Source organism: Rhodoferax sp., from assembly GCF_011391645.1.
In the GTDB taxonomy this organism is placed as follows: domain Bacteria; phylum Pseudomonadota; class Gammaproteobacteria; order Burkholderiales; family Burkholderiaceae_C; genus Rhodoferax.
The window spans coordinates 1-26,822 of the sequence record NZ_JAABQC010000013.1; the positions used below are offsets into that span (position 1 = coordinate 1).

The window sequence follows — 26,822 nt, forward strand, 5'->3', positions numbered from 1 at the left end:
AGTTGGTCAATGGCCCCAATATGCCGGTCGGTCACTTTTTGAATGTCGGATTCGCAGCGCTTTTGATCGTCTTCAGATGCCAGTTTGTCCTTGACCAGCTTTTTGACGCCCTCGTTGGCATCACGGCGCAAATTGCGCACCGCGATCTTGGCCCCCTCGCCCTCATTGCGCACCAATTTGGTCAGTTCCTTGCGCCGCTCTTCGGACATCGGCGGCATCGGCACCCGGATCAGGTCACCCATGGACGACGGGTTCAAACCAAGGTCGCTGTCGCGAATGGCTTTTTCAATTTTGGCGCCCATGCCCTTTTCCCAGGGCTGGACACTGACGGTGCGGGAATCCAGCAACGACACATTGGCCACTTGGCTGATTGGCACCATGGAACCGTAATAGTCCACATGCACCGTGTCGAGAATGGCAGGGTTGGCGCGTCCGGTGCGGATTTTGGTCAAGTTATGTTTGAAAGCCTCAATGGACTGGTCCATCTTGGTTTCTGCAATGTTTTTAATTTCGGCGACTGACATGGGTTTTTCCTCACTCAGGGTTCAAAATAAAAAGACGTTTGGCGGTGGCCGTCAAACCTGGTTCGCTCAGGCGTAAACCAGGGTGCCCTCATCTTCCCCCATCACCACGCGCTTGAGCGCGCCGTGCTTGAAAATCGAGAACACTTTGACTGGCAATTTCTGATCGCGACACAAGGCAAACGCGGTGGCATCCATGATGCCCAGATTTTTCGAGATGGCTTCGTCAAATGAAATCTTGCTATAGCGCGTGGCCGCAGGGTCTTTTTTGGGATCGGCACTGTACACACCATCCACCTTGGTGGCCTTGAGCACAATCTCGGCGCCAATTTCAGCGCCGCGCAAAGCGGCGGCGGTGTCGGTGGTAAAAAATGGGTTGCCGGTACCGGCTGCAAAAATCACCACCTTGCCCTCTTCCAGATACTGCAGCGCTTTGGGCCGCACATACGGCTCCACCACCTGCTCAATGGCAATCGCCGACATCACGCGCGCCGTCAAACCGGCCTTGTTCATGGTGTCACCCAGCGCCAATGAATTCATCACGGTCGCCAGCATCCCCATGTAATCGGCGGTGGCCCGGTCCATGCCGACCGAACCGCCCGCCACACCACGAAAAATGTTGCCACCCCCAATGACCACAGCCACCTGCACACCCAACTCGGTAACGCCCACAATCTCATCAACCATGCGCACGATGGTGTCGCGGTTGATGCCGAACTGGTCGTCGCCCATCAGTGCCTCGCCCGACAATTTGAGCAAAATTCTCTTGTAAGCGGGTTTGACATCTGACATGGGTGACTCCTGGAACACTGTGAAAATTCAAAAAATGGCAACGGCCCGATCAGGCAGCCTGTTGTGCGGCAGCCACCTGGGCTGCCACTTCGGCGGCAAAGTCGTCCACCTTTTTCTCGATCCCCTCACCCACCACATAAAGCGTAAACGACTTCACCGTGGTGGCCGTGGCCTTGAGCATTTGCTCCACCGTTTGCTTGTCGTTCTTGACGAAAGCCTGGTTCAGCAAAGACACTTCCTTGAGGTATTTCTGCACCCCGCCCTCCACACGCTTGGCCACAATTTCTGCGGACTGCACTGGCTTGCCGGCCGCCGTGGCCACAGCGGCGTCTTCGGCCGCCTTGGCAGCGGCCACCGAACGCTCGCGCGCCACCAGTTCAGCCGGCACATCGTCGCTCGACAAGGCCACGGGCTTCATCGCGGCAATGTGCATCGCCACATCCTTTGCCGCAACCTCGCTGCCCTCAAACTCCACCACCACACCGATGCGGGTGCCGTGCAGATAGGATGCCAACTTGCTGCCGCTGGCAAAGCGTTTGAAACGGCGAAAACTCATGTTCTCGCCAATTTTGCCAATCAGGCCTTTGCGCACGTCCTCCAGGGTCGGGCCAAAGCCATCCTGCGTATAAGCCAGGGCGCCCAAGGCGGCCACGTCGATCGGGTTGTGCTTGGCGACCAGGGCGGCAGCCGCGTTGGCCAGGCCCAGGAAACTGTCGTTCTTGGTGACAAAGTCGGTCTCGCAGTTCACTTCGAGCAGGGCACCGATACCGGCGTCCGCGCTGTAAACCACCACGCCCTCGGCAGTGATCCGTCCAGCCGCCTTGCCAGCCTTGCTGCCCAATTTGACGCGCAACAACTCCTCAGCCTTGACCATGTCGCCTTCAGCCTCGGTTAGGGCGCGCTTGCACTCCATCATGGGGGCATCGGTCTTGCCACGAAGTTCAGCCACCATGCTTGCGGTAATTACAGCCATTTTGTTCTCCTGAAATCAGTTCAGTTTATCAATTGAAATTAAAAAAAGGGGGCAACGAAGCCCCCCTTTGGATTGGGGTCGTCAATGGATCAGGCAGCAGCCTCATTCACCTCGACAAATTCGTCGGCACTGCTTTCAGCGACGGCCTTGACCACGTCATCCATCACGTTGGCGCGGCCTTCCAGAATCGCGTCGGCAATGCCGCGGGCATACAGGGTGACCGCTTTGGACGAGTCGTCGTTGCCCGGAATGATGTAGTCGATGCCTTCGGGCGAATGGTTGGTGTCGACCACGGCGATGAGCGGAATGCCCAGCTTGCGGGCTTCGGCGATGGCGATCTTGTGGTAACCCACGTCGATCACAAAAATGGCGTCAGGCAAGGTGGTCATGTCTTGGATACCACCAATGTCCTTTTCCAGCTTTTCGAGCTCACGGGCAAACATCAGTTGCTCCTTTTTGCTCATGCTGTCGAGGCCGGCTTCTTGCTGAATCTTCATGTCCTTGAGGCGCTTGATCGAGGTCTTGACCGTCTTGAAATTGGTCAACATGCCGCCCAACCAACGTGAATCAACGTAGGGAACACCGGCGCGTTGCGCTTCGATGGCCACGGTTTCGCGCGCCTGGCGCTTGGTGCCCACCATCAGCACGGTGCCGCGCTTGGCAGAAATTTGACGCGCAAACTTGGCGGCTTCCTGGAACATCGGCAGCGATTTTTCCAGGTTGATGATGTGGATCTTGTTGCGATGGCCAAAAATGAAGGGGGCCATCTTGGGATTCCAGAAGCGGGTCTGGTGACCAAAGTGGACACCGGCTTCCAGCATTTCGCGCATGGTAATTGCCATAAAAAACTCCAAAGGTTAGGTCTGAAATCCAGTTCGTTTTGCTTGTTACAAGCAACACCTTGATGAAACTGGTTTGCGGATTAACTCGGCGGCCCAGACTGGGTGAACAAACCAGGCTGCCAAGCCGGTCGAGTATAGCACCGGGCCCGGGCTCGGCCTGCAGCCTGGCCCAACCAAACCGTGTGGGGCTTCCTGTACACTTTGCGCATCAGGATCGGTGCACTCCGGTCCTGTACACGCTAGGGGTGCTGGTTTTCGCAAGAGGATCGGCTGAGATAACACCCTGGAACTTGATCAAGGTAATACTTGCGCAGGGAAGCGTCGCTGAAACCAGTTTGATCCCGTATCAGACTGGTTCGGCACACCCCCTGCCGTCGACAAAGGAAATTCGATGGCATTCTGTTTGAAACTGTCCCCCCTCGCGCTGGCGCTCGCCGCAAGCGCTTCCCTCCCCACTTTCGCCCAGACCGCGCCGCCAAGCCTGCAGGTGGTTACCGTCACTGGCAAGACTGCGCCGCTGCTTGATGTTGAAACTGCGGATGTCTCGGGCTTTGGCACACCGCTGGCCAAATTGCCGCAAAGCGTGACGGTGCTGGGCGCCGATTTGTTGGCCGCCACGGCGGCGCAATCACTGTCGCAGGTGATCAAGCTGGATGCCTCGCTGGCCGACAGCTACAACACCACCGGTTACATCGAAAGCCTGTCCATTCGCGGATTTTTGCTGGATCAGAGCGGCAATTTCAGCCGCAACGGCCTGGCCACCTCAAACATCGCACCGGTTGCGCTGGAAAACATGGAACGTATTGAGGTGATGAAGGGCGTTGCCGGCTTGCAGTCGGGTGTGTCGGCACCCGGCGGCCTGGTGAACTACGTCACCAAGGTGCCCATGAAAGACGACTTCGTCACGGCGGGACTGACTGCCAACGACAGCGGCGGCGCAAAACTGCACCTCGATGTCAACCAGGAGCTGGGCTCTGTCGGAGTGCGCCTGAACCTGGTCGATGAAGCCCTGCGCCCGCAGTTTGACCAGGCCGATGGTTCGCGCCAGTTGCTCAGTCTGGCGCTGGCCACCGAATTGAGTCCGGCCACCTCGGTGACGGCCAACCTTGAATACCACCGCAAGAGTCAACCCTCGGTGCCGGGACTGGGCCTGCTCGACAACAATGGGGATGGCTTTGGCGACACGCTGCCCGGCAGCATCAATCCGCGCCTGAACCTGAACAACCAAGCCTGGTCGCAGCCGTTTGAGTCCAGCAGCACCACGGCTGAAGTTGCCCTCAACCACCGCCTTGATGCCAACTGGAGCGCCCGCGTGGCGGCCAACACGCAGCGCCTGCGCGTTGATGACCGACTCGCCTTTCCGGACGGCTGCAGCAGCGCGCCAAATTATGTTTATCCGGGCCTGTGCGCCAATGGCGACGTGGATGTGTATGACTACCGCAGCGAGAACGAGCAGCGTAGTCTGTGGAGCTGGGATGCCCGCCTCGACGGCACATTCAAGGCGTTCGGCTTGCAGCACGCGACCCGATTGGGCTTGAATGGGCGCAGCGCCAGCACCGACCCGGCGCCGCTGCAAGCCTATAACTTTGTTGGAATCACCAATATCTACGCGCCGATCACGCTGCCCGCCGATCCCGCGCTGACCAGCCTCAACACCGACAGCCGCGAGCGCGCGCTGGCAGGCTATGCCACGCTGACGTCTGATTTGAGCCAAAGCCTGCAGTCGTTTGTGGGCGCACGTGTGACCCGCCTGAACCGCAGCAGCGAGCAAAGCGACGGCTCGCGCGCGGTGTCTTTTGAGCAGACCGTGACCACGCCATGGGCCGGGCTGGCCTGGTCGCCCAGCGCGTCCACCATGGTGTATGCGTCCTGGGGACAGGGCGTGGAATTCGAGGTGGTGCCCAATCGGCCGGATCGATTCGCCAATGCGGGCCAGGTGCTGCCGGCGCTCAAAAGCGCGCAAACCGAGCTGGGCCTGAAGTGGCAGGCCAACCCGCGCCTGCTGCTGACGGCGGCCGCCTTCAGCGTTGACAAACCTTACGCCGATGATGTGCCAGCGGCTGACCCGGCCGACTTGCCGCTGCGCGTGGAAGGCGCCAAAACGGCGCGCCATCGTGGCTTGGAGTTCACGGCTGCCGGACGCCTGGATGCGGCCTTGTCACTGCAAGCCAGCCTGATGGCGCTCGATGCCGAGTACACGCAGGCGGCCGACCCAAACCTGGTCGGGCAACGCGTGACCAACCTGCCGCGCCTGAAAGCTTCGGTGTTTGCCGACTACAAGGTCGCCGCACTGGCGGGCTTGTCGCTCAATGCACTGGCAAGCTATGAAAGCGCCAAAACGGTCACGGCGGATGGCAGCGTTAAACTGCCGTCCGCCTGGCAACTCGACGCCGGGCTGGGCTACGCGGCGCGCATCGCCGGCAAAGAGACGCTGTGGCGCCTCAACATCGAGAACCTTACCAACCGCAACTACTGGCGCGAAGCGCCCACAACCTACTGGGGCGGCATTTACCTGTTTGCAGCCGCGCCACGCACCCTGCGGGCCAGCGTGACGGTGGAGTTCTAGCCGCTCACTGAAGCGGTGGCGGCGGCACCACTAGATGGGGGGCTTTGAAAATCTGAATGGTGTCGACCGCGTCAAAACGGTACTGCAGACCGCAAAAATCGCAGCCCACTTCAATCACCTCATGCTCCTGCAGGATGCTGTCTGCCTCTGGCTGCCCCAGACCAAAGATCATCCTGGCGACCCGCTCACGGTTGCAGGAGCACGCAAAACGGGGGCCCGATTCACCCTGCAAGGGCTCAAAGCGCAACAGTTGCTCTTCCCAGAACAGCCGGTGCAGGATGGTGTCCACATCGAGGGTGAGCAACTCGTCGCGCTTGAGGCTCGATGCCAGCATGGCGATGCGGTTGTAGTGTTCGTTGAGACCGATCTGGTCTTCATCGGTCTGGCCCGTGCCGCCAGCCAGATTACCCGAACCGGCCATGGGCAGGCGCTGAATCAACAGGCCGGCAGCCACCTTGTCGTCGGCAGCCAGCACCAGCGTGGTGTCCAATTGTTCACTTTGCAGCATGTAGTGCTGCAACACATCGCTGAACTTTTCGAGCTTTTCACGTTTGTCGCCAAACAGCGGCACCACGCCCTGGTAGGGCTGCTGACCCGGCTGACGGTCCTTGGGGTCGAGCGTGATCGCGCAGCGGCCCTCATTGCCCGCATTGACCATCTGACTCAGACTGGCGTCCGGACCGAGGGTGCCGTTGACGGTGGCGGTGGCGCGCAGGGCAAAATCGCTTTGCACTTCAACCACCGCCAGCTTGACCGGCCCGTCGCCAAACACCTGCACGATCAGCGAGCCGTTGAATTTGATGTTGGACTGCATCAGCACGGCCGCCGCCGTCATTTCGCCCAACAGGGCCTGCACCGGCGGCGGGTAAGCGCCGTGCGTGGTGTTGCTGGCGCGGCGGCGCAGAATCTCAAGCCAGGCGTCGGTCAGACGCACCACGGCACCGCGCACCGGCAGGCCCTCGAAGATAAATTTGTGAATTTCAGACATGTGAGACCTTGCGGGTCAGACCACTTGCGAAGCAACGTGCTCTGACCCCAACTGATTAGAACACCTGCGGGTCAAACCAATCGCATAGCAACGCGCTCTGACCCCAACAAACTTGAAACATTGCGGGTCAGACCACTCGCGCAGCAACGTGCTCTGACCCCAACTAGTTAAGCCACCTTGTGCAAACTGGCCTTGAATCGCCTGGCATTGGCGACGTAATGCCGGGCGCTGTCACGCAGCCCCTGCAATTGTTCAGGCGTCAACTGGCGCACCGCTTTGGCCGGGCTGCCAATGATCATGGAACCATCGGGAAACTCCTTGCCCTCGGTCACCAGCGCGCCAGCGCCGACCAGACAGCCCTTGCCAATTTTGGCGCCATTGAGCACCACCGCGCCGATCCCGACCAGGCTGTCGTCGCCAATGGTGCAACCGTGCAGCACGGCCTTGTGGCCCACCGTGACCCCGGCGCCGATGGCAAGCGGCATGCCGGCGTCGGCGTGCAGCACGCTCATGTCCTGGATGTTGGTGCGGGCCCCCACCCGAATGCAGGCAGTGTCGCCGCGCACCACCACGCCAAACCAGATCCCGACCTCCTCGCCAAGCACCACATCACCCATCACCTCGGCACTGTCGGCTACCCAGGCGGTTTCCGCGATTTGCGGTACCACGCCGTCCACTTCATAAATTGCCATTGCGTTCCTTCAGATTCAGATGCCTAGAATTGTAGGTAAACCGAACGCCACATGATTGCGCCCCACACCACTGCCTCTTCCGCCAGCTTGCGCCTTGCCTGCCTGCACCTGCTGCAAATCAACGCACTCGAGCAGAAAGCCACGCAAGTGCGCGGGCTCGATGCAGCAAGGTGCACGCTGGATCCGGCTGAATCCTTCACCGAACCAACCCGGTTGCCCGGACGGCCCGAGCGTCCACAATTGGTTCACCCCTCGCAACTCAAGACCCGCGCCGTGGGTACCCCGGAAGGCCGCGCCGGGCTGATCCATGCCCTGACCCATATTGAGGCCAATGCCATCAATCTGGCACTCGACGTGGTCTGGCGCTTTTCTGGCATGCCCGACGACTTTTACAAAGACTGGTGGCGCGTGGCGCAAGAGGAAGCCCTGCATTTTGAGTTGCTCAACGCCCACTTGAATGAGATGGGCTTTGCCTATGGCGACTTTCCCGCCCACGACGGCTTGTGGGACATGGCCGAGCGCACCAAAAGTGATGTGCTGGCGCGCCTCGCGCTGGTACCACGCACACTCGAAGCACGCGGCCTGGATGCCACGCCGGCGGTGCGCAACCGGCTGGTGTCGGTGGGCGACCAGGCCGCCGCCCAAATTCTGGACATCATCCTGCGCGACGAAATCAATCACGTGGCCATCGGCAACCGCTGGTACCGTTTTCTCTGCGTTGCGCGCCAGCTCGACCCCGTCAGCACCTATGCCGTGCTGGCACAGCGCTACCAGGCGCCCCAACTCAAGGGTCCCTTCAACCTGGCGGCACGCCGCGCCGCAGGTTTTACAGAAGACGAGCTTGCCGCCTTGAACACCTCAACCCGCTCCGCCACCGCGTGAGTTCCGGCGCGCACTCAGCCGCGCGGATGATGATGGGCGTGCAGGACTTTCAGGCGTTCCCGGGCCACATGGGTGTAGATGGTGGTGGTGGAAATGTCCACATGACCGAGCAGCAGCTGCACCGCCCGCAGGTCGGCGCCATGGTTGAGCAAATGGGTGGCAAAGGCATGGCGCAGCGTGTGCGGTGACAGCGGCGCGGTGATCCCGGCTAGCAGCGCGTATTTCTTGACGAGCATCCAGAACATGACCCGGCTCATGGCGGTGCCCGGCGTGCTGCCGCGCTGGGTGACAAACAAGGCATCGCTGACATGGCCAGCCAACAACTCGACCCGGGGCTGCGCCAGATAACGCTTGAGCCACAGGCTGGCCACCTCGCCAAAGGGTATCAGACGCTCTTTGTTGCCCTTGCCGAACACCCGCAGCACGTTGTCGTTCAGGCTCACATTGAGCACCTTCAAGCCCACCAGTTCACTGACCCGCAGGCCGCTGGCGTACATCAGTTCCAGCATGGTGCGGTCGCGCAAGCCCAAAGCTTCCGCCGTATCCGGCGCGTTCAACAAAGCCTCCACCTGCGACTCGGTCAGGGTTTTGGGCATGCGCAGCGGCTGTTTGGCAGCTTGCAGCTTAAGCGTGGGGTCTGCGCCCACCAAGCGCTCGCGCAGGGCCCAGCGGTAAAAGCGCTTGAATACTGTCAGGCGGCGGTTGGCAGTGGTGGCGCGGGTAACGGCGTGCTGGTTGGCAAAATAGCTGTTGAGCAGCACCTCAGTGCCGCCCAGCAGGCAGCCGCCCTGCTCCATCAGCCAGTTGCCAAACAGGGTGAGATCACGCCGGTAAGCTGCCAGCGTGTTGCTGGACAAACCTTCTTCGAGCCACAAGGCGTCAATGAAGGTGTCGATCACCGGCTCGGACGCCTTTTTGGCGGCAGAAATTTCCGGGTTGGTCGTGGGCTGAAGCTCGGGCATGGGTTTGGTTGCAATTAAAAGACGGCTGATCTTATGCCGAGCTGTCACCAGCGGGCGTTAACTCGAATTTTGGCGCGACGTGGCCTGCTATTCTCAAGGCGTGAACTATGCCGAACTCCTCTTTCCTGATTTCTCGCTGATTTTGATTGGCTACCTGATTTGCCGCTTCACGCCGTTAAACCGGGCCGTGTGGACGCAGGTCGAACAACTGGTGTATTTCCTGTTTTTCCCGGTGCTTCTGTTTCATTCCATTTTGAAAAGCCCGCTCGACATCAGCGCGGCGAGCAACCTGGTGGGCGCGGGCTGGGCTCTGGGGCTGGGCGGTATTGCCATGGCGTACTCGGTGCCGTACTGGCCGGGACTCAAAGGTCATGTGGCTGCACGCCAGCACGCCGCCAGTGCCCAAATTGCCTTCCGGTTCAACTCTTTCATTGGCCTTGCGCTGGCCGAGCGGCTGGCCGGCCCCCCGGGTTTGCTGGCGATTGCGCTGATCATTGGCGTCAGTGTGCCGCTGATGAATATCGGGGCGGTGTGGCCGATGGCACGCCACGCCAAGCGCGGATTTCTGGGCGAACTGGTGCGCAATCCGCTGATCATCGGCACCGCCAGCGGCCTGGCGGCCAACTTGGCCGGTTTGTCCATCCCGGGCTGGGCCGAGCCCACCGTAACGCGCATTGGCGGTGCGTCGCTGGCGCTCGGCTTGATGGCCGCCGGCGCCGGCATGCAACTGAGCGCCCTGAACCATGCCAAATTGCTGGGGCTGGCGGTCTTGACGATCCGCCATTTGCTGATGCCGCTGCTGGCCCTGGCTTTGTGCCTGGTGTTTGAGCTCAACCCGGTGCAGGCCACCATTTTGCTGATGTTCTCGGCCCTGCCCACGGCGTCGAGTTGTTATGTTTTGGCGGCACGCATGGGTTATGACGGTGCTTATGTGGCGGCCTTGGTGACCTTGTCCACCGTACTGGGCATGCTGAGTTTGCCGCTGGCGCTGGGGGTGTTGAGGGCGTCTGTTTAGTCGACGCACGGGAAGTCATTTTTGCCTAATTGAGCGACCTTACCTTATCTTGCCGCGATCAGATTGTGGAGACGTGCTTCGCATGGCAACCGGCAGGGGCGGATTTTTCTTTGCTGCGCGCGCTCACCGGCATAGGCGGGCACCTCATACTGGAGTACCAGAAATCGGTACCCACCTCTGCCGGTGACCACGCGATGTGGTGATTGGCTGTGGTTTTGAAGGCAAATACAAAGCATGTCGGCGGTACCCGCACCACGTCCAGCGCAGTGACTGGCTTTGGGGGCTGACGATTTCTGGTACTCCAGTATGAGGAAGCCGCCAAAGCCAGTCGCTGCGCGGGTAAGGCGAAACTATGTTTTATCGTGTTCTGACTCCAGAGGTGAATTGGAGTCTGACCCCAATTAATTTTTCTGATCCAAAGCCCACGCCACATGTTCACGCACCAACGCACTGGAATGATCAGCACGCAAGGCAAGTGAGGCCAGCAACGGCTTGGCGACATTCGCATCAGCCACGCGCAGCGCATTGCCCAGTGCCACCGCTACGTTGCGCAGCCAGCGTTCATGGCCAATGCGCCGGATCGGGCCGCCCTCGGTGAAGCGCAGGAACTCTTCCTCGCTCCAGCCAAACAGTTCAACCAGCTGGCCGCCCGCCAGCCCGGCGCGGGCGTCAAAGTCGGGCAAGGCACTGCGCCGGGCAAACTTGTTCCAGGGGCAAATCAACTGGCAATCATCGCAACCATAAATGCGGTTGCCCATCAAAGGGCGCAGTTCCAACGGGATTGGCCCGGCGTGCTCAATCGTCAGGTACGAGATGCAGCGCCTGGCATCAAGCCGGTACGGGGCGATGATGGCCCGCGTCGGACAGATGTCGATACAGGCGCTGCACCTGCCGCAGTGGCTGGCCACGGGGTCGGTCACCGGCAAGGCCCGATCGACGAAAATTTCCCCCAAAAAGAACATCGACCCCGCTTCGCGATTCAACAGCAGCGTGTGTTTGCCGCGCCAGCCCTGGCCGCTGCGACTGGCCAGTTCGACCTCGAGCACCGGGGCCGAGTCGGTGAACACGCGGTAGCCCAGCGGCCCCATCGCCTGCGAGATCTGATCGCTTAATTTTTGCAGCCGGTTGCGCATCACCTTGTGGTAATCACGCCCCCGGGCATAGACCGACACAATGCCCTCTGAAGATCGACGCAGGCGATCAAGTTCCAGCGCTTGCCAGCCGCCGGAAGTATCGGCTGGCAAATAATCCATGCGAACGGTGATCACGCTGACGGTGCCTGGCACCAGCTCGGCCGGGCGCGCGCGCTTGAGGCCATGCGCAGCCATATAAACCATGTCGCCATGAAATCCTGCCGCAAGCCACGCCGATAATCCGGGTTCTGCACTGGCCAAATCAACGCCAGCCACGCCAATTTGGGAAAATCCCAACGCCCGACCCCAATCCTGAATTCTGGAGACCCATTGACTGCCGTCGAGTTGCTGCATGGTGTTGATCACCTGCCCATTGTAAAAAGCCTATTTTGGCAGGATGAAGCTGCCACCGGGCGCTTTGCCCACGCGCTGGCGGCGCTGCCCGGCTTGCGCCTGGCCTACATTGAATTGCAAGGGGATCTGGGCGCGGGCAAGACCACGCTGGTGCGGCATTTGCTGCGGGCACTGGGGGTGCAGGGACGCGTCAAAAGCCCGACTTACGCGGTGGTGGAACCCTATGAGCTGCCCGATCTCAACCTATGGCACTTTGACTTTTACCGTTTCAGCGACCCGCGTGAATGGGCGGACGCCGGTTTTCGCGACATTTTTGCCAGCCCCGGTCTCAAAATTGCAGAATGGCCAGACAAGGCGGCGGGCTGCCTGCCACTGGCCGACCTGGTGCTGAGCCTGGAAGTGAACGAAGACGAATCGCGGCTTGTGACATTGAAGGCACAAACGGCATTGGGAGCCGCCCTGCTCAGGGGCCTCGCCAATTTGCCGCTTGATGAGGCCAGCCCATGAAGCGCCGCCAGTTGTTGCAGTCGGGCACGCTGGTGCTGCTGCTCGGTGCGCAGCATCTGGCCCGTGGTGCCACCATTGTGGCGGTGCGGGTGTGGCCGGCGCCAGACTATTCACGCGTCACCATTGAGTCGGACGCGCGCCTCACCTTCAGCCAGACCTTTATCCCCAACCCGCCGCGCCTGGCCGTGGATGTGCAGGGTATCGACCTCAACCCGGCGCTCAGGGAACTGGTGGCCAAGGTCGGCCCCGACGACCCCACCATTTCCGGCATTCGCGTCGGGCAGTTTGGTGCTGGCGTGGTGCGCCTGGTGATTGACCTCAAACAGGCCATTGCGCCGCAGGTGTTCACATTGACGCCCGTCGCGGCCTACCTGCACCGGCTGGTATTTGATTTGTACCCAACCCAGGTGGCGGACCCGCTGGAGGCCCTGATTGCAGAGCGGCTAAAAGAGAGTGCCAGCCGCGGTGCAGTCGCACCGCCGGTGGGCGACCCGCTGGGTGACTTGATCGCGCAAAAAGCCCAGCTGCCACCCGCCCCCGCGCCTGGTATTGCTGCCGCGCCAGGCGTCAAGAAAGAACCGGCAAAGCTGCCGCCTCAAAGCATGCGCGTGCCGACCCCGACAGCCACGGACCGGCTGATCATCATTGCCCTGGATCCCGGCCATGGTGGCGAAGACCCTGGTGCAATTGGCCCCGCCGGCACGCGCGAAAAAGACGTGGTGCTTCGGCTGGCCCACCGCCTGCGTGACCGCATCAACGCGGCCTCGGTCAACGGCAATCCCATGCGTGCTTTTTTGACCCGTGATGCTGACTTTTTTGTGCCCCTGCACATTCGGGTGGACAAGGCGCGCCGGGTGCAGGCCGACCTGTTCATCAGCCTGCATGCCGATGCCTTTTTTACCCCCAACCCGCAAGGTGCCAGCGTCTTCGCCCTGAGCCAGGGCGGCGCCTCCAGCAGCGCAGCGCGCTGGATGGCCGCCAAGGAAAACAAGGCTGACATCATTGGGGGACTCAACGTGCACGCCCGGGACGTGCAGGTGAAGCGCGCGCTGCTCGACATGAGCACCACCGCCCAGATCAAGGACAGCCTGCTGCTGGGCGGCGCCATGCTCAGGGAAATTGGCCGTGTCGGCAAACTGCACAAGCCACGCGTCGAACAAGCCGGCTTTGCGGTGCTCAAGGCGCCAGATATACCCAGTGTATTGGTGGAAGCCGCCTTTATCAGCAATCCGGATGAAGAGGCCAAGCTCAACAGCGACGCGTACCAGAATCAACTGGCTGACGCCCTGATGCGCGGCATTGAGCGCTATTTCTCCAACAACCCGCCGCTGGCCCGCAACCGGGCTACGTGACGCCCGCGCGGCGCCCTTTCCAGGCGCCAAAAATCACGATGAGCCCCGGCACCAGAATCATCGCCCAGATGATCTTGTCCAAATTCAGCTTGACCCACGGGATACTGCCCAGAAAATAACCCGCAGTGCAGATACTCAGCACCCAGATCAGCGCCCCAATGATGTTGTACAAGCTGAACTTGCCCCGGCTCATGGCCGCCACACCGGCAACAAACGGCACAAAGGTTCGCAAAAATGGCATGAACCGGGCCACGATGATGGTGATGCCGCCATAACGCTCGTAAAAATTGTGCGCGCGGTCAAAGGCTGCCTTGTTGAAAAAACGCGAGTTTTCCCACTTGAAAACCTTCGGCCCAAAGTAGCGCCCGATGGAATAGTTGCACTGGTCGCCCAAAATGGCAGCCAGCAACAGCACCGAGACCGCCACCGGATAACTCATGAGCCCGACGCCACACATGGCGCCCACCACGAACAGCAAGGAGTCGCCCGGCAAAAACGGCATCACCACCACGCCGGTTTCGACAAAGATGATCAAAAACAGCAAGGCATATACCCAGACGCCGTAACTTTGCACGAACGCCTCCAGGTGTTTGTCGACGTGCAAAATGAAATCGAGAAGAAAAGTGATGAGTTCCATGGGGCCGAATTATCTCCGGCGAACCGGTTGCGCCCATTTCAAGCGTCGAGACATATCCATAAATAATTAACAATTTATTACAAAATTTCCCACTATTTTGATGTAAGTCAAACAAGCAGGTCGCAAAAAATTCGGGTTTACCCCAATAAAAGTTAAAGTCAAGCCTTCTTGAAAGGAAGTCGTTATGGATATTTCTCTACAACTGATCGTCATCCTGGTGTGCCTGTTCTACGGCGCCAGAAAAGGCGGTGTGGCCCTGGGGCTGCTGGGTGGCATTGGCATCATCATCATGACTTTTGTCTTTGGACTCAAGCCCGGCAAGCCGCCCGTCGATGTGATGCTGACCATCATTGCGGTGGTGGCAGCCTCGGCCACGCTGCAGGCCTCGGGCGGTCTGGAGGTGATGCTCAAGGGTGCTGAAAAGCTGTTGCGGCGCAACCCAAAATATGTGTCGATACTGGCGCCCTTCACCACCTGCATCCTTACTATTTTGTGTGGCACCGGCCATGTGGTGTACACCATGCTGCCGATCATCTACGACGTGGCCATCAAGAACAACATTCGCCCCGAGCGACCCATGGCGGCCTCGTCGATATCCGCACAAATGGGCATCCTGGCCAGCCCGGTGTCAGTGGCGGTGGTGGCGCTGGTGGCTTTTCTGGCCAAGGCACCGGTGGGTGACCATGTGATTGACTTTGTGCAGGTGCTCTCCATCACCATTCCATCGACACTGGTCGGGGTGCTGATGATTGGCATCTTCAGCTGGTTCCGCGGCAAAGACCTGGACCAGGACCCGGAGTTTCAGGCCCGCATCGCCGACCCTGAGCAACGCAAACTTATCTATGGTGAAAGCGCCACGCTGATGGGGAAAATCCTCAGCCGCGACCAATGGACAGCCATGTGGATTTTTCTGGGTGCGATTGCCGTGGTGGCCTTTTTGGGAGCCTTCCCCAACCTGCGTCCGGCCTTCGATGGCAAGCCCATGTCGATGGTGCTCACGATCCAGATGTTCATGTTGCTGGCGGGTGCGCTGATGATCATGTTCACCAAAACTGACCCTGCCACCATTGGCAAGACCGAAGTCTTTCGCGCCGGCATGATCGCCGTGGTGGCCGTTTTCGGTATTGCCTGGATGGCAGACACCGTGTTTGAAGCCCACCTGCCCGTGATAAAAGAAGCCCTCTCGGAACTGGTTAAAACCCAACCCTGGACCTTTGCCATCGCCCTGCTGCTGGTCTCCAAGCTGGTGAATTCGCAAGCCGCCGCCATCAGCGCCATGGTGCCTGTGGGTCTGGCGATTGGTGTGCCCCCCGGTTACATCGTGGCGTTTGCCGCAGCCTCCTACGGCTACTACATCCTGCCGACCTATCCCAGCGACCTCGCCGCCATCCAGTTTGACCGCTCGGGCACCACTCGCATCGGCAAGTATGTGATCAACCACAGCTTTATCCTGCCGGGCCTGATTGGCGTGAGCACCTCTTGCCTGGTTGGCTTCTTGTTGGCGGGCGCCTACGGCTTGATCTAAAGCCCAAAACGGTCATGGGCCACAACTGCTGGCACCATGACCCTCCCCTAAAATGGCCGGGTGAACACCTCCACCGCTTCCCCGACCGCCCCCCGCCGCCCCATCCGCGAACTGCCCGACACCCTGATCAGCCAGATTGCCGCCGGTGAGGTGGTGGAGCGGCCCGCCTCGGTGGTGCGCGAACTGGTCGACAACGCGCTCGATGCTGGGGCCAGTCAAATCACCGTGAGGCTGCTGGCCGGCGGCGTGCGCCTGATCAGTGTGGAAGACGACGGCTCGGGCATCCTGCCCGAAGAACTGCCGATCGCGCTCAAGCGCCACGCCACCAGCAAGATTGGCAGCCTGGCCGACCTGGAATCGGTCGGCACCATGGGTTTTCGCGGTGAGGCGCTCGCGGCCATCAACGCCATTGCCGACTGCGCCCTGCTATCACGGGTTGGCGGCCAGGCCCACGCCTACCTGCTGGAAGGTCAGACTGGCGAAATCACACCGGTGGCACGCGGCACCGGCACCACGGTCGAGGTCAAGGAGCTGTTTTTCAGCACACCCGCGCGGCGCAAGTTCCTCAAGACCGATGCCACCGAGCTGGCCCATTGTGTTGAAGCGGTGCGCCGCCACGCGCTGGCGCGCCCCGATGTCGGTTTTGCCATCTGGCATGAGGGCAAACTGGTTGAGCAATGGCGGCGTTGCGGCGAGGCGGGCAGCCTGCCCGCGCTGGAGCAACGCCTGGCTGATGTGCTGGGCAGCGACTTTGTGGCGCGCTCGGTCTGGGTCGACTTTTCAACCAGCGCCGCGCCGGGCCGCCCCGACTACGCCCCGGTGATCAAGGTCTGGGGTCGTGCCGGCATACCCGATGCCGCCCGCGCCCGCTCTGACCAGCAGTTTTGCTACGTCAACGGCCGTTTTGTGCGCGACAAGGTCATCACCCACGCCGCCCGAAGCGCCTATGAGGACGTGTTGCACGGCCAGCGCCAGCCGGTGTATGCGCTGTACATCGAAATAGACCCAACGCGGGTCGATGTCAATGTGCACCCGACCAAGATCGAGGTGCGTTTTCGTGACAGCCGCGAAGTGCATCAGGCGGTGCGCCATGCGGTCGAAAGTGCGCTGGCGGCACCCCGCGCCGGGCAGACGATGACCAATGGCACCACGACTTCGTCTCCTGCGCCAGCCTGGACTAGCGAGCTCAGCCATGGCAATCAACCAATCACGCCCACCGCCCACGGGGTCGACCGTGCGCAGGCACCTTTTTCCTACGCCCAGGCGGCGATGCGCTTTGACGCCCCTTTGGGTCATCGGGTCACTGACATGGGAGCGCTGTGGGCGGCCACACCGCCACCTGCCCCCGCTGCAGCCCCAGCCGAAGCACCATCCCCCCTGCCCGCCGGCGACTGGCCGCTGGGCCGTGCCCTGGCGCAACTCAAAGGCATTTACATCCTGGCAGAAAACGCGCAGGGTCTGGTGATGGTGGATATGCACGCCGCCCACGAGCGTATCGTTTACGAGCGGCTCAAGGCACAGTGGGCTGACGCGCAAACCAGGGGCAGTGCCGCCTTGCCCAGCCAGCCGCTGCTGATTCCGGCCACCTTTGCCGCGACTCCGCTCGAAGTTGCCACGGCAGAAGCCAACGCCGCCACGCTGCAGTTGCTGGGGCTCGACATCACGCCCTTCTCCGGCAAGACACTCGCGGTGCGTGCGGTGCCGACCACACTGGCCCGTGGCGATGCGGTGGAGCTGGCGCGCAGCGTGCTGGCCGAACTGAGTCAGCATGAGGCCAGCACCGTGGTGCAGCGCGCCCACAACGAACTGCTCGGCACCATGGCCTGCCACGGCGCGGTGCGCGCCAACCGGCAGTTGGCGCTGGAAGAGATGGATGCGCTGCTGCGCCAGATGGAGGCCACCGAGCGCAGCGACCAGTGCAACCATGGCCGCCCCACCTGGCGGCAAATCAGCCTGCGCGAGCTGGACGCGTTGTTCATGCGCGGTCGTTGAGCAGACTTTAAAATCCACACCATCACACCTCGGCACACGCCGGGTAACGGCCACGTCCTTCACGGATCAGGCCCCCGCAACCCTCAGGAACCCTCACATGACATCTTCAACCCCAGGGGCCCTGCCCTCATTTTTTCAACGCCTGCCAGTCGCCTTTGGCGCATTTTTCAGCGTGCTGGGAAATCCGGCATTTGCAGCCCGCGTGATCGCGCTGAGCCAACCCGCAGCAGAAGTTGCTGCTCCCCCTGCGGCGGCTGTCAAGCCTGCCCCGGTGCCAGCCCCAGTCATGAAAGAAGCCACGCCAGACGCCGCCCTGCAGTTGCTGGGCCTGCTGCAGCGCGACGCGCGCCTGATCGACTTCACCCAAGAAGACCTGACCCAGTACAGCGATGCCGACATTGGCGGCGTGGCCCGCGTGTTACACGAAGGCTGCCGCAAGGTGTTGCGTGAACACTTCACCATTGACCCCGTTCGCCCCGAGACCGAGGGCAGCCGCCTGACGCTGCCCGCCGGGTTTGACGCTCGTGGTGTGCGCCTGACCGGCAACGTGGTGGGCCAGGCGCCCTTCAACGGGACTCTCTGCCACCGCGGCTGGCGCGTCACCGAGACCCGCCTGCCCAAACTGGCCGACAGCCACGACGTGCGTGTACTGGCGCAGGCCGAGGTGGAACTGTGAGCACCCCGCGTTTTGCCATTGGCATCGACCTGGGCACCACCCACTGCGCGCTGGCCTACGTGGACATCAGTGCCAGCGACGGCGAAGCCACCAGTTATGGCGTGCTTGACATTCCCCAGCTGACCGGCCCCGGCAGTGTCGACAACCTGGCCTTGCTGCCCTCATTCTTGTACCTGCCGCATGCGGATGAGTTGGCCGCAGGCGACCTGACCCTGCCCTGGTCTGACACCCAGGACTTTGCCGTGGGTGAGTTCGCCCGCGCACGCGGCGCGCTGACCCCCATCCGTCTGGTGTCTAGTGCCAAAAGCTGGCTCTGCCACCCGGGCGTGGACCGGCGCGCCGCCATCCTGCCCTTTGACGCACCGCCCGAGGTGGCCCGCGTGTCGCCGCTGGAAGCATCCACCCGCTACCTGAACCACCTGCGTCAGGCCTGGGACCAGGCCCACCCGGAAGCGCCGTTCGTGGAGCAGGATGTCACGGTAACCATACCCGCGTCCTTTGACCCCGCCGCGCGTGAGCTCACGGCTGAGGCCGCCCGCGCTGCCGGGTACATCCACCTGACCCTGCTGGAAGAACCGCAGGCCGCGCTTTACAACTGGATTCAGGGCAGTGCGGGGCGCTGGCGCAAAGACGTCAAACCCGGCGACATCATTCTGGTGGTGGACGTAGGCGGCGGCACCAGTGACTTCTCGCTGATCGCCGTGCTGGAGCGCGAAGGCCAGCTGGAGTTGCACCGCGTCGCTGTGGGCGACCATATCCTGCTCGGTGGCGACAACATGGACCTCACCCTGGCGCATGTGGTGGCCCGCAAACTGGCCACTGAGGGCAAGACGCTTGATGGCTGGCAAATGCGCGCCCTCACCTATGCCTGCCGCGTGGCCAAGGAGGCGCTGCTGAGCGACGCCACCCTGACCACCCAAGCCATCGTGGTGCCCAGCCGTGGCTCCAAGCTGATCGGTGGCGCCATTCGCACCGAACTCACCCAGGAAGAGGTGCGCGTCACCATCCTGGAAGGTTTTTTCCCGCAGGTTGAAGCCATGGCACGCCCGGCCATCCGCACCCGCAGCGGCCTGACACAACTTGGCCTGCCCTACGCGCAAGACGCGGGTGTGACACGCCACCTGGCTGCCCTGCTGGGTCGCCAAGCCGGCGCCACCACCGAGTTGGCAGGTTTTGCGGGCAAGTTTGACGCCGAGGCCAGCTTTTTGCATCCCACGGCGGTGCTGTTCAACGGCGGCGTTTTCAAGTCTGAGGCACTGATCGAGCGCACCCTGGGCACACTCAACAGCTGGCTGGTGGCGGAAAACGCCGAGCCGGCCCGCATGCTGGCCGGGGCCGATATGGACCTGGCGGTGGCCCGCGGTGCCGCCTACTACGGCTATGTGCGCCGCGGCCAGGGTGTGCGCATTCGCGGCGGCACGGCGCGCGCCTATTACGTCGGGGTCGAATCCTCCATGCCCGCCATTCCCGGCATGGAGCCGCCCCTGCAAGCGCTGTGCGTGGCGCCCTTTGGCATGGAAGAGGGCACCGAGGCCAACCTGCAGGCACGTGAGTTTGGCCTGTGGGTGGGCGAGCCGGTGGTGTTACGTTTTTATGGCTCATCGGTGCGCCGCCAGGACCTGCTTGGCACCCTGCTCGACTTCTGGCAACCCGACGAACTGCAGGCCTTGGGCGACATCCGGGCCACGCTACCCACAGAGGGCCGCCAGGTCGGGGAGTTGGTGCAAGTCACGCTGCGCGCCACCGCCACCGACACCGGCACACTCGAACTCACCGCGGTGGCCACCCAGGGCGGTGAGCGCTGGAAGGTGGAATTTGACGTGCGCAGCAGCAGCTGACCAAGGGCCGGATGCGCCAGTACATGGTCGGCATTGACCTGGGCACCACCCACACGGTGGTCGCTTTTGCACGGCTGGGTTCAGCCAAGGCACGGGCCAAGGCCACTGCACAACCCAGCATTGAGTTGCTGCAGATCGAGCAATTGGTTGGCGCCGGCCAGGTGGCCGGATTGCCGCTGCTGCCCTCGGTGCGTTACCACGCCGGGGCCGATGAACTCGCCAGCGGCGCGTGGCAATTACCCTGGGCCACCGGTGCCGACCCGCAGGCGCCGGTGGTGATCGGCCAGTGGGCGCGCACCCTGGGCGCGCAGGTGCCGGGTCGGTTGGTGACCAGCGCCAAGAGTTGGCTGTCACACCCCGCAGTGGACCGCCTGGCCCCCATCCTGCCGTGGGGCGCACCCGCCGAGGTGCCCAAAGTCTCGCCAGTGGAGGCCAGCGCCAGCTACCTGGCGCATGTGCGCGATGCCTGGAACATACAGCACCCAAAGCACCCGCTGGCAGAGCAAGACCTGGTGCTGACCGTGCCGGCGTCCTTCGACGAGGCGGCGCGCGCACTCACCCTGAGCGCCGCGCGCCAGGCCGGACTGCCACAGTTGCGGCTGCTTGAAGAACCACAAGCCGTGTTTTATGACTGGCTTTGGCGCCACCGCGGCAGCCTTAAGGAAGAGTTGGCGCAATCGCGCCTGGTGCTGGTGTGTGACGTGGGCGGCGGCACCACCGACCTGAGCCTGTTTGAAGTGGCGTGGCAAGACGAGTTGCCGCGGCTAACCCGCATCGGCGTCGGCCAGCACCTGATGTTGGGCGGCGACAACATGGACCTGGCGCTGGCGCACTTGGTGGAATCCCGCCTGGGCAGCACGCCGGACGCATCGGCCCCCCGCTTGTCAGCCAGTCAGTTGGCGCAACTGGTCGAGCGATGCCGCCATGCCAAGGAGCAGCTGCTGGCAGCCGATGCTCCGACCCAGGTGCAGGTCACGCTGCTGGGCAGCGGTGCGCGCCTGATTGGCGGCAGCCGCTCGACCGCTTTGACACAAGAAGACGTGGCACAACTGATTGTTGAGGGATTTTTCCCGCAAGTCGAGGCCAGCGCGCAAGCCACCCAGTCCCGGGGTGGTCTGGTGGCGTTTGGCCTGCCGTATGCCCGCGACGCCGCCATCACGCGCCACCTGGCCGACTTCTTGCGCCAGCATGCCCATGCCCGGCCCGACACCCTGCTGCTCAACGGCGGCGTGTTTCGCGCCGAGCCATTGGTAAAACGCTTGCAGCAGACTCTGGCCGACTGGCTCGGTGCGCCGCTGCGGCTGCTGCACAACGACAACCCCGACATCGCCGTGGCGCGCGGTGCCGTCGCTTATGCGCTGGCGCAACAGGGGCTGGCACCGGTGATTGGCGGCGGCTCGGCGCGCAGCTACTTTTTGGTGCTTGAAGACACCAGCGGCCCGGGTCGCACCCCACGTGGCATGTGCCTGCTGCCACGCGGCACCGAACCGGGGCAGGAGGTGCGCCTGTGCGGCCGCACGTTTGCCCTGCGCCTGGGGCAACCCGTGCGGTTTCATCTGGTCACATCCACCGCAGATTTAAGGGAAAAAGTACAGCCGCAAGCCGGTGATCTGGTCGAACTGGATGACACGCACTTTGTGCCCCTGCCACCCATCGTGGTGGTGCTGCAAGCGGCTGCGGACGCTGGCAACACCACCACGGTCGGCGCGACCTCGCCCAAAAGCAAACAGGAAACGCCGGTGCACCTGGTGGCCTCACTCACCGAGGTGGGCACACTGGAGATGCACTGCGTCAGCCTGACAGACGCGCAGCAGCGCTGGCGGTTGGAATTTGACTTGCGCCATGTCGACACGGCCGCAAGCACAGACCCATCGGATCGATCAACAACGGCACGGCTGGCACAAGCCATTCAACACATCGACCGCATCTTTGGCCCCGGCACCCAACCACTGGCGGCCAAGGAAGTCAAACAACTGCGTGCCCAGCTTGAGCAAACCCTGGGTGCGCGCGAGCAATGGGCCACGCCCGACTTGCGCCAGCTGTATGACGCCCTGTGGGCGCGCCAGCGTGCACGGCGCCGTTCGGTGGAACACGAGCGCGTGTGGCTGAATCTGGCCGGCTACTGCCTGCGCCCCGGCCTGGGCGATACGCTGGACGGCTGGCGGGTTGAGCAACTTTGGACGCAATACCCCGGCGGTGTGCAGAACGCCCGCGACAGACAGGTGTGTGCCGAGTGGTGGACGCTGTGGCGCCGCGTGGCCGGTGGCCTGGCGGCGCCCGAGCAACTTGGCCTGCTGGATGCCTTTGCCTACAACCTGCAGCGCAATGAACACGGCGTGACGCCGGACACCACACCGCCCGTCAAAGGCAGCGACGACGACATGCTGCGTCTGGGTGCGGCGCTGGAGCGCATTCCGGCAAATTACAAGGCCGAGATTGGCGACTGGCTTCTCAAACGCCTGCACAAATCACTGGCCAAGCCGCGCCCCGATGCCAGCGCGGGCAGCGATGCCCTGCACCTATGGGCCCTGGGCCGCATCGGTGCGCGCCAACCGTTTTACGGCAGCCCGCACGAGGTGGTGGCCATCGGCGTTGCCACCGGTTGGCTGGACGCTTTGCTTTTGCTGGACTGGAAAAAGCTGGAGCCCGCCGCCTTTGCCGCCACCCACCTGGCCCGCGTGACTGACGACCGGGCGCGCGACCTCGAGCCAGCGTTGCGCGCGCAGATCGCCACACGGCTCACTGCCATTCATGCGCCGGTCGCCTGGGTCGAGATGGTTCGCCAGCGGGTGGAACTTGACGTGGCCACCGAGCGCCGCATGCTGGGTGAATCGCTGCCGCCGGGCTTGAAGTTGATTGGGTAACCTCTTGATACGTCCCCTTCAGCACCTGCTCCATCACCCCGCCTCACGTCACCGTCTTGCCAACGAGCTGCGCGGTCTTTGGCTCCTGGCCTGGCCGATTCTGGTGGGTCAGCTGGCCTATGTGGGTATGGCCGTGGTTGAAGTGGCGATGGCGGGCCACGCATCGGCACAGGATCTGGCTGGCGTGTCGCTGGGGGTCTCAATCTGGAACATGCTCATCATCACCCTGATGGGCATCTTGATGGCCGTCAACCCGGTGGTCGCACATCAAGTGGGCTCGGGTGAACTGACCCAGGTGCCGCACGTGGTGCGCCAGGCCTTGTGGAAAGCGCTGGCCGTGGGCTTGCTGGCGGCGGTCATTGCCAACGTTGCCGCCCTGCTCTTCCAGCACATGACGCTGGAGCCGTATGTCCGCGACCTGGCCACAGATTTTGTCTGGATCACCAGCCTGTCGATGCCCCTGTTTGCCTGCTACCGCGTGCTCTACGGCTACAGCACCAGCATCAACCAAACCAAACCCCTGATGGTGATTGCCCTGCTGTCGCTCGGACTCAACATCATCGTCAACAGCCTGCTGGTCTTCGGAACGCTGGGCTTTCCACGCCTGGGCGGGCTGGGTTGCGCCTGGGCCACGCTGATCACCGTGGCCTTCAATCTGGTGGCCTTGCTGTGGTGGATGCAGCGCGCCAGCGCTTACCGTGCCACCTGGCCGCTGGACCGGTTTGAAGCGCCGCACTGGCCGCAAATCAAAAGCCTGCTCAAACTGGGCTTGCCCATCGGCATCACCTACTTCGCCGAGACCAGTGCTTTCAGCCTGATTGCGCTCCTGATTGCCGAATTCGGCAGCGCACAAATGGCAGCGCACCAGATTGCGCTCAATTTCACCTCACTGGTCTTCATGGTCCCGCTGAGCCTGGGACTGGCGCTGCTGACGCGCGTCGGCCAGTCGCTGGGTGCGGGTGACCCGGTGCTGGCTCGCTACCAGGCCTGGGTCGGTGTGGCACTGGGTCTGGGCTTTGCGGCGCTGTCAGCCACGCTGATGGCGCTTTTCAGCCAGCAGATTGCCCGTGCCTACACCAGCGACGCGGCCGTGATTGCGTTCACCGCGCAGTTGCTGATGCTGGCGGCTCTGTTCCAGCTCTCGGATGCCACCCAAGTCGTGGCGAGTTGCGCGATTCGCGGCTACAAGGTCACCCGTGCGCCAATGGTGATTCACCTGACCGCATTCTGGGTGTTTTCGCTGCCGCTGGGATACATTTTGGGGCTGGCGCCAGCCTGGGCACCCTGGGCACCGGCGCAAGCCATGGCAGCCCAAGGCTTCTGGCTCGCGCTGGTGCTGGGTTTGACGATTGCCGCGGCAGGCCTCACCTGGCTGCTGCGCCATGTGGCGCGCAGCAGGATTGGGTAACGGCAACTCCCCGGATCACGCTTTGCGCCATCCGGGACTTCGTGGCAACGCCGTCAGTGCAAATCAACGCCGGTTTTTGAGGCCAGCTCTTCCATGGTCACGCCGGGTGCTCGCTGCACCACCTTGAGCCCGTGCGGCGTGATGTCCATCACGGCCAGGTCGGTGATGATGCGGTCCACAACACCCACGCCGGTCAGCGGCAGGGTGCACTTTGGCAGAATCTTGAGGTCGATCGTGCCGTCTTTCTTCTTGGCCACATGCTCCATCAGCACCACCACACTTTTCACCCCGCCCACCAGGTCCATGGCACCGCCCATGCCCTTGACCATCTTGCCCGGAATCATCCAGTTGGCCAGGTCGCCGGTTTCACTCACCTGCATGGCACCCAGAATACTGAGGTTGATTTTGCCCCCGCGAATCATGGCGAAACTGTCGTGGCTGCCAAAAATGCTGGAGCCCGCAATGGTGGTCACAGTTTGCTTGCCGGCGTTGATCAAATCGGCATCCACTTCTTCTTCGGTCGGAAACGGGCCAATGCCGAGCATGCCATTTTCGCTTTGCAGCCAGACCTCAATCTCGGGCGAGACAAAATTGGCCACCAGCGTGGGCAGGCCGATCCCGAGGTTCACGTAAAAACCGTCTTGTAATTCGTTGGCTGCAATCGCCGCCATTTCGTCGTGTGTCCAAGCCATGATCAAACTCCTTCTATTGTGTTGAGGACAGAGCTGGTTCGCTACGCGTAACTGCGGTCTGTCCCACAAGGTTTCAGTTTCGTTGAGGACAGAGCTGGCGACTTCGTCGCTGCGGTCTGTCCCGCAAAATTTCAGCGAACGGTGCGCTTTTCAATGCGCTTCTCGGGATTGGCATTGAGCACAATGCGGTTCACGTAAATGCCCGGCAAATGCACGCTGTCGGGGTCAAACGTGCCGGTCTCGACAATCTCTTCAACCTCCACCACCGTGATCTTGCCGGCCATGGCCACCGCCGGGTTGAAATTGCGCGCGGTGCGCCTGAACAGCAGGTTGCCGCTCTTGTCGGCTTTCCAGGCTTTTACCAGCGACACATCTGGCACCAGGGCATGCTCCAGAATGTAGACATGGCCATCAAAAACGCGGTTTTCCTTGCCCTCGGCCACCATCGTGCCGACACCCGTGCGCACGTAAAACGCCGGGATACCGGCGCCGCCGGCACGCAGTTTCTCGGCCAGCGTGCCCTGTGGCGTGAATTCCAGTTGCAACTCACCGGCCAGGTATTGGCGCTCGAACTCCTTGTTCTCGCCCACATAGCTGGAGATCATCTTGCTGATCTGGCGCGTTTCCAGCAGTTTTCCCAGGCCAAAACCGTCGACACCGGCGTTGTTTGAGATCACCGTCAGGTCGCTGGCCCCGGTGTCGCGCAATGCGTCAATCAGGGCCTCGGGGATACCGCACAGGCCAAAGCCGCCGACGGCCAGCAGTTGGCCATTCCTGACGATGCCTTTGAGCGCCTGGGCTGCAGAAGGATAAATTTTCTTCACTTAAACATGCTCCTGGTAAAAAATGATATCCCAACGATACTACCTAACGACCTACGTAGTTTTTCGTAAGGTGCAAACCCTAACCAGTTGGGGTCAGAGCACGTCGCTACGCGAGTGGTCTGACCCGCAAGTTTTCAAATTTATCCATGGATATCAATTACCGCCTTGCCTTCGAGATGGCGCCCGTCGGACTGGCGCTTTCGCGCAACCGCATCATGGTGGACTGCAACCGCCACCTGTGCGAGATGTTTGGCGCCGCGCCTGATCAACTCATTGGACAGTCCTTTCAAGTGCTCTACCCCAGCGCGCTTGAGTTCGAGCGCACCGGCCAGCGCATCGCGCCCCTGCTCAACCGTAACGGCACCTATGCCGACGACCGGATCATGAAACGCGTGGACGGCCGCTTCAAGGGCGAACCCTTCTGGTGCCATGTGACCGGCCGCGCCCTGAACCAGGCAGCACCGCATGAGGCCGGTATCTGGTCCTTTGAGGATTTAAGCGCCAGCCGCCCGGTCAGGGCTGAACTCACGCCGCGCGAACGCGAAGTGGCGGCCTTTCTCATGGGCGGACTGACCAGCAAAGAGATTGGCAAAGCGCTGGCAATCAGCCATCGCACCGTCGAAATCTACCGCGCCCGACTGATGCAAAAATACAAGGCATCCAACACCGGTGATCTGGTGCACAAACTAATGGCTGGCTAATATTGCCAAGCTGTTGACCTGCGTCAATATTCGCCGGCAAGCGACGGTAAAAAACAATCAATAATCAGGGGTACTTAACCTAAGGA

Annotated in this window: 23 protein-coding genes and 1 riboswitch; of the genes, 12 read left to right on the forward strand and 11 right to left on the reverse strand. The window is 61.9% G+C overall.

Annotated features, from left to right (window positions below; genetic code table 11):
* The 4 genes from frr to rpsB all read right to left on the reverse strand — a co-directional run.
* Nucleotides 1-524: ribosome recycling factor (gene frr / locus GPS82_RS03125; protein WP_296490820.1), on the reverse strand; the 524-nt coding region annotated here is incomplete at its 3' end.
* Nucleotides 525-590: 66 nt separating this feature from the next.
* On the reverse strand, nt 591-1,313 hold the full coding sequence (gene pyrH, locus GPS82_RS03130) for a UMP kinase (RefSeq protein WP_296490822.1): 723 nt from the start codon (nt 1,311-1,313) through the stop codon (nt 591-593).
* 49 nt (nt 1,314-1,362) lie between these two features.
* On the reverse strand, nt 1,363-2,286 hold the full coding sequence (tsf, locus tag GPS82_RS03135; protein ID WP_296490823.1) for a translation elongation factor Ts: 924 nt from the start codon (nt 2,284-2,286) through the stop codon (nt 1,363-1,365).
* 89 nt (nt 2,287-2,375) lie between these two features.
* Complete coding sequence (rpsB, locus tag GPS82_RS03140) at nt 2,376-3,128, reverse strand: 30S ribosomal protein S2 (RefSeq protein ID WP_296490824.1); 753 nt, start codon at nt 3,126-3,128, stop codon at nt 2,376-2,378.
* 231 nt (nt 3,129-3,359) lie between these two features.
* Nucleotides 3,360-3,462: riboswitch (TPP riboswitch) on the forward strand.
* 69 nt (nt 3,463-3,531) lie between these two features.
* Here rpsB and GPS82_RS03145 point away from each other — a divergent pair.
* Entirely contained in the window at nt 3,532-5,694 is a 2,163-nt protein-coding gene (locus tag GPS82_RS03145; protein WP_296490825.1) for a TonB-dependent siderophore receptor, read from the forward strand.
* 4 nt (nt 5,695-5,698) lie between these two features.
* On the opposite strand, the gene GPS82_RS03150 is transcribed toward GPS82_RS03145, so the two are convergent.
* Both GPS82_RS03150 and GPS82_RS03155 read right to left on the reverse strand, forming a co-directional pair.
* Nucleotides 5,699-6,682, reverse strand: a complete 984-nt coding sequence (locus tag GPS82_RS03150; RefSeq protein ID WP_296490826.1) for an Hsp33 family molecular chaperone HslO — start codon at nt 6,680-6,682, stop codon at nt 5,699-5,701.
* Between the two features lie 167 nt (nt 6,683-6,849).
* Nucleotides 6,850-7,374, reverse strand: a complete 525-nt coding sequence (locus GPS82_RS03155) for a gamma carbonic anhydrase family protein (RefSeq protein ID WP_296490828.1) — start codon at nt 7,372-7,374, stop codon at nt 6,850-6,852.
* Nucleotides 7,375-7,425: 51 nt separating this feature from the next.
* Between GPS82_RS03155 and GPS82_RS03160 the strand changes: the two genes are divergently transcribed.
* The gene (locus tag GPS82_RS03160) at nt 7,426-8,256 is read left to right on the forward strand and encodes a ferritin-like domain-containing protein (RefSeq protein WP_296490830.1); all 831 of its coding nucleotides are present in this window, start codon (nt 7,426-7,428) and stop codon (nt 8,254-8,256) included.
* Nucleotides 8,257-8,270: 14 nt separating this feature from the next.
* Here GPS82_RS03160 and xerD read toward each other — a convergent pair whose 3' ends face one another.
* On the reverse strand, nt 8,271-9,218 hold the full coding sequence (xerD, locus tag GPS82_RS03165) for a site-specific tyrosine recombinase XerD (protein WP_296490832.1): 948 nt from the start codon (nt 9,216-9,218) through the stop codon (nt 8,271-8,273).
* Nucleotides 9,219-9,318: 100 nt separating this feature from the next.
* Between xerD and GPS82_RS03170 the strand changes: the two genes are divergently transcribed.
* Nucleotides 9,319-10,233 (forward strand): AEC family transporter, encoded by a 915-nt coding sequence (locus GPS82_RS03170; protein WP_296490900.1) that lies wholly within the window; start codon nt 9,319-9,321, stop codon nt 10,231-10,233.
* 401 nt (nt 10,234-10,634) lie between these two features.
* Here the strand turns inward: GPS82_RS03170 and queG are convergent, their stop codons facing one another.
* Nucleotides 10,635-11,720: a tRNA epoxyqueuosine(34) reductase QueG gene (queG, locus tag GPS82_RS03175; protein WP_296490834.1), complete on the reverse strand. Its 1,086-nt coding sequence runs from the start codon at nt 11,718-11,720 to the stop codon at nt 10,635-10,637.
* On the opposite strand from queG, the gene tsaE reads away from it, so the two are divergent.
* Both tsaE and GPS82_RS03185 read left to right on the forward strand, forming a co-directional pair.
* Nucleotides 11,697-12,227: a tRNA (adenosine(37)-N6)-threonylcarbamoyltransferase complex ATPase subunit type 1 TsaE gene (tsaE, locus tag GPS82_RS03180; RefSeq protein ID WP_296490836.1), complete on the forward strand. Its 531-nt coding sequence runs from the start codon at nt 11,697-11,699 to the stop codon at nt 12,225-12,227. The genes queG and tsaE overlap by 24 nt on opposite strands.
* A complete protein-coding gene (locus GPS82_RS03185; protein ID WP_296490839.1) occupies nt 12,224-13,579 on the forward strand; it encodes an N-acetylmuramoyl-L-alanine amidase in 1,356 nt (451 codons plus the stop codon). The genes tsaE and GPS82_RS03185 overlap by 4 nt, the downstream gene beginning before the upstream one ends.
* Here GPS82_RS03185 and GPS82_RS03190 read toward each other — a convergent pair.
* Nucleotides 13,572-14,216 carry a DedA family protein gene (locus GPS82_RS03190; protein ID WP_296490841.1) on the reverse strand — a complete coding sequence of 215 codons (645 nt, stop codon included), beginning with the start codon at nt 14,214-14,216 and terminating at the stop codon, nt 13,572-13,574. The genes GPS82_RS03185 and GPS82_RS03190 overlap by 8 nt on opposite strands.
* Nucleotides 14,217-14,400: 184 nt before the next feature.
* On the opposite strand from GPS82_RS03190, the gene GPS82_RS03195 reads away from it, so the two are divergent.
* The 6 genes from GPS82_RS03195 to GPS82_RS03220 all read left to right on the forward strand — a co-directional run bounded on the left by GPS82_RS03195 (nt 14,401) and on the right by GPS82_RS03220 (nt 24,519).
* Nucleotides 14,401-15,741 carry an anaerobic C4-dicarboxylate transporter gene (locus GPS82_RS03195; RefSeq protein WP_296490843.1) on the forward strand — a complete coding sequence of 447 codons (1,341 nt, stop codon included), beginning with the start codon at nt 14,401-14,403 and terminating at the stop codon, nt 15,739-15,741.
* A 60-nt stretch (nt 15,742-15,801) separates the two neighbouring features.
* On the forward strand, nt 15,802-17,733 hold the full coding sequence (gene mutL, locus GPS82_RS03200; RefSeq protein WP_296490845.1) for a DNA mismatch repair endonuclease MutL: 1,932 nt from the start codon (nt 15,802-15,804) through the stop codon (nt 17,731-17,733).
* Between the two features lie 97 nt (nt 17,734-17,830).
* On the forward strand, nt 17,831-18,409 hold the full coding sequence (locus GPS82_RS03205) for a DUF2760 domain-containing protein (RefSeq protein ID WP_296490847.1): 579 nt from the start codon (nt 17,831-17,833) through the stop codon (nt 18,407-18,409).
* Nucleotides 18,406-20,247 carry an Hsp70 family protein gene (locus GPS82_RS03210; RefSeq protein ID WP_296490850.1) on the forward strand — a complete coding sequence of 614 codons (1,842 nt, stop codon included), beginning with the start codon at nt 18,406-18,408 and terminating at the stop codon, nt 20,245-20,247. The genes GPS82_RS03205 and GPS82_RS03210 overlap by 4 nt, the downstream gene beginning before the upstream one ends.
* A gap of 23 nt (nt 20,248-20,270) precedes the next feature.
* Entirely contained in the window at nt 20,271-23,111 is a 2,841-nt protein-coding gene (locus tag GPS82_RS03215; RefSeq protein ID WP_296490852.1) for an Hsp70 family protein, read from the forward strand.
* A gap of 4 nt (nt 23,112-23,115) precedes the next feature.
* A complete protein-coding gene (locus GPS82_RS03220) occupies nt 23,116-24,519 on the forward strand; it encodes an MATE family efflux transporter (RefSeq protein WP_296490854.1) in 1,404 nt (467 codons plus the stop codon).
* A 53-nt stretch (nt 24,520-24,572) separates the two neighbouring features.
* Here GPS82_RS03220 and GPS82_RS03225 read toward each other — a convergent pair whose 3' ends face one another.
* Complete coding sequence (locus tag GPS82_RS03225) at nt 24,573-25,211, reverse strand: 3-oxoacid CoA-transferase subunit B (RefSeq protein ID WP_296490857.1); 639 nt, start codon at nt 25,209-25,211, stop codon at nt 24,573-24,575.
* A gap of 131 nt (nt 25,212-25,342) precedes the next feature.
* Nucleotides 25,343-26,035: a CoA transferase subunit A gene (locus tag GPS82_RS03230; RefSeq protein WP_296490859.1), complete on the reverse strand. Its 693-nt coding sequence runs from the start codon at nt 26,033-26,035 to the stop codon at nt 25,343-25,345.
* 146 nt (nt 26,036-26,181) lie between these two features.
* Between GPS82_RS03230 and GPS82_RS03235 the strand changes: the two genes are divergently transcribed.
* Entirely contained in the window at nt 26,182-26,736 is a 555-nt protein-coding gene (locus GPS82_RS03235) for a PAS and helix-turn-helix domain-containing protein (protein ID WP_296490860.1), read from the forward strand.
* Nucleotides 26,737-26,822: the final 86 nt, after the last annotated feature.

Excerpts from the sequence above, each read along its gene's own strand:
- pyrH (WP_296490822.1), bottom strand. The coding sequence starts at position 1,313 with ATGTCAGATGTCAAACCCGCTTACAAGAGAATTTTGCTCAAATTGTCG.
- tsf (WP_296490823.1), bottom strand. The coding sequence starts at position 2,286 with ATGGCTGTAATTACCGCAAGCATGGTGGCTGAACTTCGTGGCAAGACC.
- rpsB (WP_296490824.1), bottom strand. The coding sequence starts at position 3,128 with ATGGCAATTACCATGCGCGAAATGCTGGAAGCCGGTGTCCACTTTGGT.
- GPS82_RS03150 (WP_296490826.1), bottom strand. The coding sequence starts at position 6,682 with ATGTCTGAAATTCACAAATTTATCTTCGAGGGCCTGCCGGTGCGCGGT.
- GPS82_RS03155 (WP_296490828.1), bottom strand. The coding sequence starts at position 7,374 with ATGGCAATTTATGAAGTGGACGGCGTGGTACCGCAAATCGCGGAAACC.
- GPS82_RS03160 (WP_296490830.1), top strand. The coding sequence starts at position 7,426 with ATGATTGCGCCCCACACCACTGCCTCTTCCGCCAGCTTGCGCCTTGCC.
- xerD (WP_296490832.1), bottom strand. The coding sequence starts at position 9,218 with ATGCCCGAGCTTCAGCCCACGACCAACCCGGAAATTTCTGCCGCCAAA.
- queG (WP_296490834.1), bottom strand. The coding sequence starts at position 11,720 with ATGCAGCAACTCGACGGCAGTCAATGGGTCTCCAGAATTCAGGATTGG.
- GPS82_RS03185 (WP_296490839.1), top strand. The coding sequence starts at position 12,224 with ATGAAGCGCCGCCAGTTGTTGCAGTCGGGCACGCTGGTGCTGCTGCTC.
- GPS82_RS03190 (WP_296490841.1), bottom strand. The coding sequence starts at position 14,216 with ATGGAACTCATCACTTTTCTTCTCGATTTCATTTTGCACGTCGACAAA.
- GPS82_RS03195 (WP_296490843.1), top strand. The coding sequence starts at position 14,401 with ATGGATATTTCTCTACAACTGATCGTCATCCTGGTGTGCCTGTTCTAC.
- GPS82_RS03205 (WP_296490847.1), top strand. The coding sequence starts at position 17,831 with ATGACATCTTCAACCCCAGGGGCCCTGCCCTCATTTTTTCAACGCCTG.
- GPS82_RS03215 (WP_296490852.1), top strand. The coding sequence starts at position 20,271 with ATGGTCGGCATTGACCTGGGCACCACCCACACGGTGGTCGCTTTTGCA.
- GPS82_RS03225 (WP_296490857.1), bottom strand. The coding sequence starts at position 25,211 with ATGGCTTGGACACACGACGAAATGGCGGCGATTGCAGCCAACGAATTA.
- GPS82_RS03235 (WP_296490860.1), top strand. The coding sequence starts at position 26,182 with ATGGATATCAATTACCGCCTTGCCTTCGAGATGGCGCCCGTCGGACTG.